The 7311-nt window shown below is 37.2% G+C and carries 6 protein-coding genes and 2 pseudogenes; all 8 read right to left on the reverse strand.

Annotated features, from left to right (window positions below):
- Positions 1 to 648: 648 nt before the first annotated feature.
- A complete protein-coding gene (gene virB11 / locus ACFIJ0_RS05055) occupies positions 649 to 1710 on the reverse strand; it encodes a P-type DNA transfer ATPase VirB11 (protein WP_375624903.1) in 1062 nt (353 codons plus the stop codon).
- Positions 1685 to 2842, reverse strand: coding sequence for a type IV secretion system protein VirB10 (gene virB10 / locus ACFIJ0_RS05060; protein ID WP_375624925.1), 1158 nt, complete (start codon positions 2840 to 2842; stop codon positions 1685 to 1687). The genes virB11 and virB10 overlap by 26 nt, the downstream gene beginning before the upstream one ends.
- Entirely contained in the window at positions 2842 to 3648 is an 807-nt protein-coding gene (gene virB9, locus ACFIJ0_RS05065; RefSeq protein WP_375624904.1) for a P-type conjugative transfer protein VirB9, read from the reverse strand. The genes virB10 and virB9 overlap by 1 nt, the downstream gene beginning before the upstream one ends.
- Positions 3649 to 3661: 13 nt before the next feature.
- Entirely contained in the window at positions 3662 to 4363 is a 702-nt protein-coding gene (locus tag ACFIJ0_RS05070) for a virB8 family protein (RefSeq protein ID WP_375624905.1), read from the reverse strand.
- Positions 4360 to 4437: pseudogene (locus ACFIJ0_RS05075) on the reverse strand (TrwH protein); the annotation flags it as partial. The gene ACFIJ0_RS05070 and the pseudogene ACFIJ0_RS05075, both read right to left, overlap by 4 nt.
- Before the next feature lie 151 nt (positions 4438 to 4588).
- The gene (locus tag ACFIJ0_RS05080; RefSeq protein WP_375661406.1) at positions 4589 to 5509 is read right to left on the reverse strand and encodes a type IV secretion system protein; all 921 of its coding nucleotides are present in this window, start codon (positions 5507 to 5509) and stop codon (positions 4589 to 4591) included.
- A 1069-nt stretch (positions 5510 to 6578) separates the two neighbouring features.
- Positions 6579 to 6743: a TrwH protein gene (locus ACFIJ0_RS05085; protein WP_375644274.1), complete on the reverse strand. Its 165-nt coding sequence runs from the start codon at positions 6741 to 6743 to the stop codon at positions 6579 to 6581.
- A gap of 238 nt (positions 6744 to 6981) precedes the next feature.
- Positions 6982 to 7161 (reverse strand): annotated as a pseudogene (locus ACFIJ0_RS05090) (trwi protein); the annotation flags it as partial.
- Positions 7162 to 7311 lie beyond the last annotated feature (150 nt).

The raw sequence follows: 7311 nt of genomic DNA on the forward strand, positions 1-7311 counted from the left end.
ACATAAGCCACGTGATATGGTTAGCAAAGCTTTCTTAAAAGAAATTTGGTTGTTTACGAACAGCCAGAGGTTAAGAATCTTTCTTAGTCCGAAGAAGATGTCGATATGCCACTATACTTTTTATTACCAGATAGAATGCGGTTTATGGGTGCTAAATCGAAATGATAGTTTATTTCATATGAGGTTTTCCGTATCTGGAGATTGTTTGGTTAAAAAACATATTTATTAATCACTTGAAAATAGCACTTAGAATTTTTCAACGATAAGTTTTGGTCTTGGTGACGATAATTATTTGTGATGATCGAAAGTACTTATTTTACGAAACTTTCATTGAAAGGCGAATGAAAATTTATTCTTTTCTTTTGTTGAAATATTTATTTTGTAGCTATTTTTTTTGCATCAAACATACCTTTATCAAAAGATAAATGGAAAGAATGATCAAAGGTAAGAGAATAGAGAGAGCCTTATGTATAATTTGATTTTCTCTTAAAAGTTGTTTTCTATTAGCTTTTTTCTTCTTTTATTCATGAAGAGTGTAGAAAATGCATTGGAGAAGCAAAGAGAATAGGAAAAGTTAAATAAATAGCCGTAACAATTAGTTACGGCTATTTATTGTTTTTATCATATTACTGAGAGAGGAAGCTCCCCTTAAGCGATTTTTGATTTAGCAAAAATCGGGTCGTAAAAGATTTCAGAGAGTTTTCTATCTTTAAAGAACAACACTACGTCAACTGTTGTATAGAGAACGATTTTTATCATTTCTAACTCGAGTTGCCGGCCAACTTCTGACCTTTTAATCAAGGTGGCACATCGTTCAAATGTCTGCAAAGCGCTGTTGGCATGCGTTGTTGTAATCGATCCAGGATGACCAGTGTTAAGTGAATTGAGATATTCCCATGCTTCATTACCTCGCAATTCAGCGAGAAAAATTCTGTCGGGCGACTGACGCATACACGCATCTAGGCATTCTTCAGCTGAAACACGTCCTACATTGTTACCATAAATCATATGTACATGATTGGGATGATTAGGTAAAAAAAGCTCATGAACATCTTCAATTGTTATAATACGCTCCTCTACAGGGACCTTTTCAATTAAAGAGCGAGCAAATGTTGTTTTACCAGATCCTGTCTTGCCTGCAATAATAATGTTGCGTTTGTGAAAGACGCATTCTTGTAAAAATTCAAGAATTTTTCCATCACGTTTATGTTGCAAAAGTTGAACTTCAAATGGCTCCAACCGTGTGAAGTTCTGCTTCGATAACAAGTTATTTGCTTCTTTTTCCGAAGGTTTGTTAAAACTTACGTCAGAGAAATCATCGAATGCACCTTCTTCGTTGAGTTCTTCTAACGTTTTAACTATAAGAGAATGTTTACGAATTACAAAAGAAAGAGCACCATCGATGACAGCTGGTGTTTGTATAATTGTACCACGTTGTCCACCAGGTAATAGCACATAATTAATACTTTTGGGAGCCATACCGTTATAAACGATAATAGCTGTAATAAGCGTTTGCAAAAAAGTGGTTGTTAACTCTGGTACGCTATGTACTTGCCAACCCTTCAAGCTTTTCGTCCATACTTCGCAGGGGCGGCAAATTGATAATTCAGTGATCTTGGGATCTTCTAAGAAACAATCAAGCGGTTGTAGAAGCTGAAAAACTGCTTGATCTTTCTGTATAGGGTTAACGTGTGACAAGACTGTAGACATCGCTGAAATCCAGATCACGAGCAACAAAAATATTTACTCGTTCGCCTTGGTTTTTGTAAAGTGTTGGTGTGATATTGATGGAATTTTGAAGAACATCGATTGCTATAGATTCAGCATTCTGAGTACCTTTATTTTGTGAGTTCTCTTTATTTTCGTTGCTGATTTTACTAACTTTTCCTCTTACCCATTCTCCTAAATCACCGATTATGCTTACCATAATTGCACTACCAAATCTCTCCCAAAAGTGTCTGTCAACCCAGCCACCAATACCCGCCTCACCCAGAGGACCTGTGCCAGGTGAGTCAAGATTGACAATAACACCAGAAGGCGTTTCGATGCGTAACCATTGCACAAACACACGCGTTTGTCCTTGTTGTATACCACTTTGGTAAAAACCAACGACTTTAGAACCACGGTCAAGCAAAACAACACGACCACTTGTGGAATAAACATCGCGTGTTAAATGACACGTCGTCATTCCGGGTTGTGATGTAATGATCTTTGTTTCTAACGTGCAATCTATTTGCGTTCCTTGCGTAATCAAAAAGTCACGGTTACGAAGTTGCACCGCATGTGATTGACCTAAACGCACGGGCTGAAGGTTATCAAATAATACGCCACTACTTCTATCATTATTCGATGCTTTATTATTTGTATCTGTAGATCCTTCGCTACCACCGCTGTTAAGGCTAGAACTGAGCATACGTTTGCGTGCTAATTCTTCAGAATCTTGGAGCATATGTGGAGGAATGGCTGTTTGAAGAAGCTTACTCAAGGCCGGTGGAATATCTAGGCTTGAATCTTCTATTTGTGTTGATTTTTCTGTTTCTTCTACAATCTTTGGCTCTTCTATAATCCGAGGGACATAGTTTGGTATAATTTGCTGTACTATTTGTTGTGGTTTTTCTTCCTCAACTTCCACGGTATTACGCATTTTAAAAGCTTTCCAAGTCAAAGCAATCGGTATCGCTACTATGACAATAAGTCCTACCATTAACAATGCACGGGTACCTGGAATTGTCGGACGGCGTACAGAACCTAGTTCCGACCCTCCATAGGTACCTTCAATATGTTTTTGCTCCACGTTGTCCAGTTTTGTACCTTTTCCCTCTCCTTCCTTATTGTCAAACATCATTTTCCTCCTTTATTGATACGATAAACCACCGAAGATACTGTCCCTGTTGTGTTTGGTACGCCATTGGGGTCATAGGCTTCATTAAAAACAGCTAGAGCGCGTTTACCAAGCCGTATGAGCCATTTAGGATTGACCTTATGAACGGCGATAATATCATTAGAACTGCCGATAACGGTGCGTGGTATTAAGCTTTCATTTCCTTCAGCATCTACGACATAAATCGATGGCATATCCATGTTAGCGGGAAATTTGAAGTAAGTAATACGCCCATTGTCCCAAGCATTTATCGGAGCAATGTCTTGGTGACCGCTCATGGTATAACTGAGATTATAGCCTTTTACGCTTTGGTGAAAACCACGTTCAATCGCAAGGCGTTGGTTGTTTTCTTCTGACTTTTCATCGTTTGAATCGGGATAATGGAAAGCCAATTCATATGTTGATCCTGCACGGTCATTTCGAAATTGTAGTCGGAATTTGTAACTCCGTTTGTCAGTTACAACGATGAGATTGGTATTGGCAAGTTCTGCTTTTGGTTTAATAAAAATATGCCGACCTTTATGAGCAAAGGCATAGGCTTCTGAATCGCCAAAGGCATGAGTGATATACTGTTCACCTTCTTCAAGAATAATATGTGTTGCCACACCAAGAACTGTTTCAATTTGAACCACATCGGCTTCGTTATATGTTATATAGCGAATACGGTGATCATATTGTGAATTTGATGGACTTTTGAGCGCCTGCACAGGTACCGTATAAAGAGAAGAAAATGAAGACAATAGAACAACGAACGCAAGTTTTTTCATAACAATCAATTCCTTAATCATTCAACAGTATTTCTGGGTCAGAACGGTAACTTGTTACTTGAAAACCAAGGGGGTTAAGCAATCGATCAGATGATTTCATGGGTGCACCGACATAGGTGTAACCAATTGTGGCAATCTGGTGCTGTTTTGGTCCAATAGCAGCACCGTTGCTGTCAAGTTGCTGAGTCGTAAAACGTACAGTTGCTTGACCGAGTCCATTAGGCTGGATTGATCGTACTTTAACTGTGATACGTGCTTTGTTGGAAAGCACTTTGTCCCGTGCATTTTCTCCATCATAGATTTTATAATATTCTTGTTGAACAGATGCCGAACTTAAAAGTGCTGTTGTGTCATAGTTCAGTTGAATGGTATCGTAGTCGTAAGTTTCGCGGTTAAGCACATATTGGTTTAGCCAATATCTATCTACAACTTCACCATAGCTGGTTTCGTGTTCACGCATGATTGAGATAACATCAACTGCACCCGTCGTATTATCAACACGCAATACTAAGGGAGTTGGAGCTGGTTGAGAAAATCCAACAACTCCACATATCATACCGAATAAGCCAAAAAGACCAACAGTACTCGCTACACGCCACGCCGTTCTGCGCGACCTTATAAATTCATTGATAAGATCACGTTCTAAGCCACGGCTTTCTTCATAATAACTGCTAAGTTGTTCGGCTTTCACTGGTTTTGTTTGTTTTGTTTTCATCTGTCTCCTCGCTTGATTTCGGCAGGGATTGTTTTATTAATAGGCACACGGTTCCTATCATTGGGCTGTTTTAGCNCACCTTGAAACATAGATATATGCTAAATGCTTCATTTTCGTTTATACATTACCTAAGTATTTTCACGACGGTATCTTGGCTTTGGTAAAACCTTTCTGCCCCTCTGAATTGTTCAGAGAGTACTGAACCTCCTACATTGGCTTTCGTTTTCATCGTATGATAGGCATATCTTTTTTTTCAGGGTTAAAAAATTCCATATCAAGTTCGCGTCTTTTCTTTTTGATAAGTGATTGCTCAGCGTTACGTAAATGCGCTACCATTTCCATCTTTATAAATTCATTTTGGATCATGGCTAATGAACCATCGATATGTGCTTGAAGATCTGCAGTATCTTTCAGGTTTTCTTTTGTTTGAAGTTCATCAAATAGACTTTTGAGGTATTTAAAACGATTTTCTACGTTTTCAAAAGTTTCTAAACTTATAGCTTTATCTAGTATCGATGCAAATTGTAAACGCTCTGAAATAGCTTTGCCCATTTGATCAAAAGATCCAGAGACTTTGTTTTCTTCCTCCAATATCTTTTGATATGATTCCCGTGTAAGCTTATCACNCGTTATCATTTGCATTTTTATAGATTCATTTTGGATCATGGCTAATGAACCATCGATATGTGCTTGAAGATCTGCAATATCTTTCAGGTTTTCTTTTGTTTGAAGTTTATCAAATAGACTTTTGAGATATTTAAAACGATTTTCTACGTTTTCAAAAGTTTTCAAAGTTATAGCTTTATCTAGTGTCGATAAAAATTGTAAACGCGCAAAAATAAACTTGCCCATTTGATCAAAAGATCCAGAGACTTTGTTTTCTTCCTCCAATATCTTTTGATATGATTCCCGTGTAAGCTTATCACTCTTATAGAGCGATTCTGGCTCTTTAAGAAAAAAACTAGAGAAGTCTATTTTCTGAGGTGCAGTTTTCTGACTCTTTGTTATAGCTTGATAGGTTTTTTCTGTTTGCGAAAGTTGTTCTTTTTTCAACGCAAGCTGTTTTTTTAAGAGCTCAATAATTTCTCCTTTTTTTAATAGATTAATAATCTCCAGATATTCTGCTGATGGAGCAGNTGAGAACAAAACTAGAAAAATCTATTGTTTTAGGTCCAGTTTTTTGACTTTTTGTTATAGCCTGATAGGTTTTTTCTGTTTCCGAAAGTTGTTCTTGTTTTGACACAAGCTGTTTTTTTAAGAGCTCAATAATTTCTCCTTTTTTTAATAGATTAATAATCTCCAGATATTCTGCTGATGGAGCAGATGGTGTCGGTGGAGCAGGTTGTGAGACTGTAGCTGGATTACCAGGTGATGAGGGTTCTAGAGGTACGGTTACATCTGCATATGCTGGAGCTAGATTCAGCATTTCAAAAACAATAACGATTCCTGTTATAATAAATCGCTTTTTCATCTGTCTCCTCGCTTGATTTCGGCAGGGATTGTTTTATTAATAGGCACANGTTGTGGCGGTGAAGCAGGTTGCGACTTTTTAGGTGATTTTGGCTTTTTTTTAACTCCAGGTTTATTAGGACGTTTAATTTTAACATTTTTATTGTGTATTGAAGTTGTCAAGCCAGGATATGTCCAATATGATTGACCGTCTTCTAATACCTGCAATTTTCCTTTATTTCTATCATAGTTATGTTCGCTATTTGCATGTGCCAAATTCATCATTGCCAAAAGGGTAACGATTCCTGTTATAATAAATCGCTTTTTCATCTGTCTCCTCGCTTGATTTCGGCAGGGATTGTTTTATTAATAGGCACANCACGAAAGTTGATTTAGGTACCTGAGCTGTAGGAGATACTGGAGTTGTGTTAGATGGCTTAGAACCACTAGGTTGGGAAGGTGCGTGATTTCCCTTTTTTCTAACAGTAGAAAGATCTTTTTTAACATTAGGTGGATATAGATTTGGCGGTAGGTATTTTGGTGGTCGTTTTGACTTATAATCGGTGCTTGAACTGAGACTGTTTGACCACAAAGGTCTAGAAAGACGGTCGTGAATTAATACTCCTTGCTTAGCAACAGTGTTACTTCTTGCTAAGTTTGTTGTTCCAAAAAACGCACTAATTGCTATGATAATAATCAGCTTTTGCATATTTTATTCCTTTTAATTTTCATATAGTTAGAAAGACTGACCATTACATTATTAACTTCATAAATCAGTTTGTAAGATTCCGTTGTCTCCTCGCTTGATTTCGGCAGGGATTGTTTTATTAATAGGCACACGGTTCCTATCATTGGGCTGTTTTAGCTTTGGTGCTAATGCACAAGCTGATAAAAGGTTTGCAATCAAAACTGTAAGAATGATCGACTTCATTTTGATACGACTCTTTTTATTGGTATATGCATTCTGATATTTGTCGTCATTATTGCTATTTTGAACATAAAGTAAAGTGCATGTTGTGTAATTATTTTACTTTTTTATTCCATTTTTATTTATGAAAATAGCTTAATTTCAGTGCGAATATTTTTTACTGTAGGATTGGATATTCTCGTTATTTTGTCATATGGATATTAAGGGTGTTTGTTACGGGAACCATTGCTTTTTATCTCATCTAGTTTCTATGTCTCCATAGATGTCCGAATGTCATGCCTTTTGCGAGAGAATTGGCAATGCTTGATAGTTTGAGTAACAGCATGATGGATATAATGGACAAGATGAGAGCTCCCCCAAACATGAAGCTTATATTCTGGTTGTAATCGAGTTTCATATCGCTCAAATAGTTTGCAAAGATANCGAATATTTTTTACTGTAGGATTGGATATTCTCGTTATTTTGTCATATGGATATTATTAGGGTGTTCGTTACGGGAACCATTGCTTTTTATCTCATCTAGTTTCTATGTCTCCATAGATGTCCGAATGTCATGCCTTTTGCGAGAGAA

Origin of the sequence: Bartonella sp. OC68QHHN, from assembly GCF_042193875.1 — a bacterium.
Lineage (GTDB): Bacteria > Pseudomonadota > Alphaproteobacteria > Rhizobiales > Rhizobiaceae > Bartonella > Bartonella grahamii_A.

Coding starts and splice junctions, on each gene's coding strand:
- ACFIJ0_RS05070 (WP_375624905.1), bottom strand. CDS start 4,363: ATGAAAACAAAACAAACAAAACCAGTGAAAGCCGAACAACTTAGCAGT.
- ACFIJ0_RS05085 (WP_375644274.1), bottom strand. CDS start 6,743: ATGAAGTCGATCATTCTTACAGTTTTGATTGCAAACCTTTTATCAGCT.
- virB11 (WP_375624903.1), bottom strand. CDS start 1,710: ATGTCTACAGTCTTGTCACACGTTAACCCTATACAGAAAGATCAAGCA.
- virB9 (WP_375624904.1), bottom strand. CDS start 3,648: ATGAAAAAACTTGCGTTCGTTGTTCTATTGTCTTCATTTTCTTCTCTT.
- virB10 (WP_375624925.1), bottom strand. CDS start 2,842: ATGTTTGACAATAAGGAAGGAGAGGGAAAAGGTACAAAACTGGACAAC.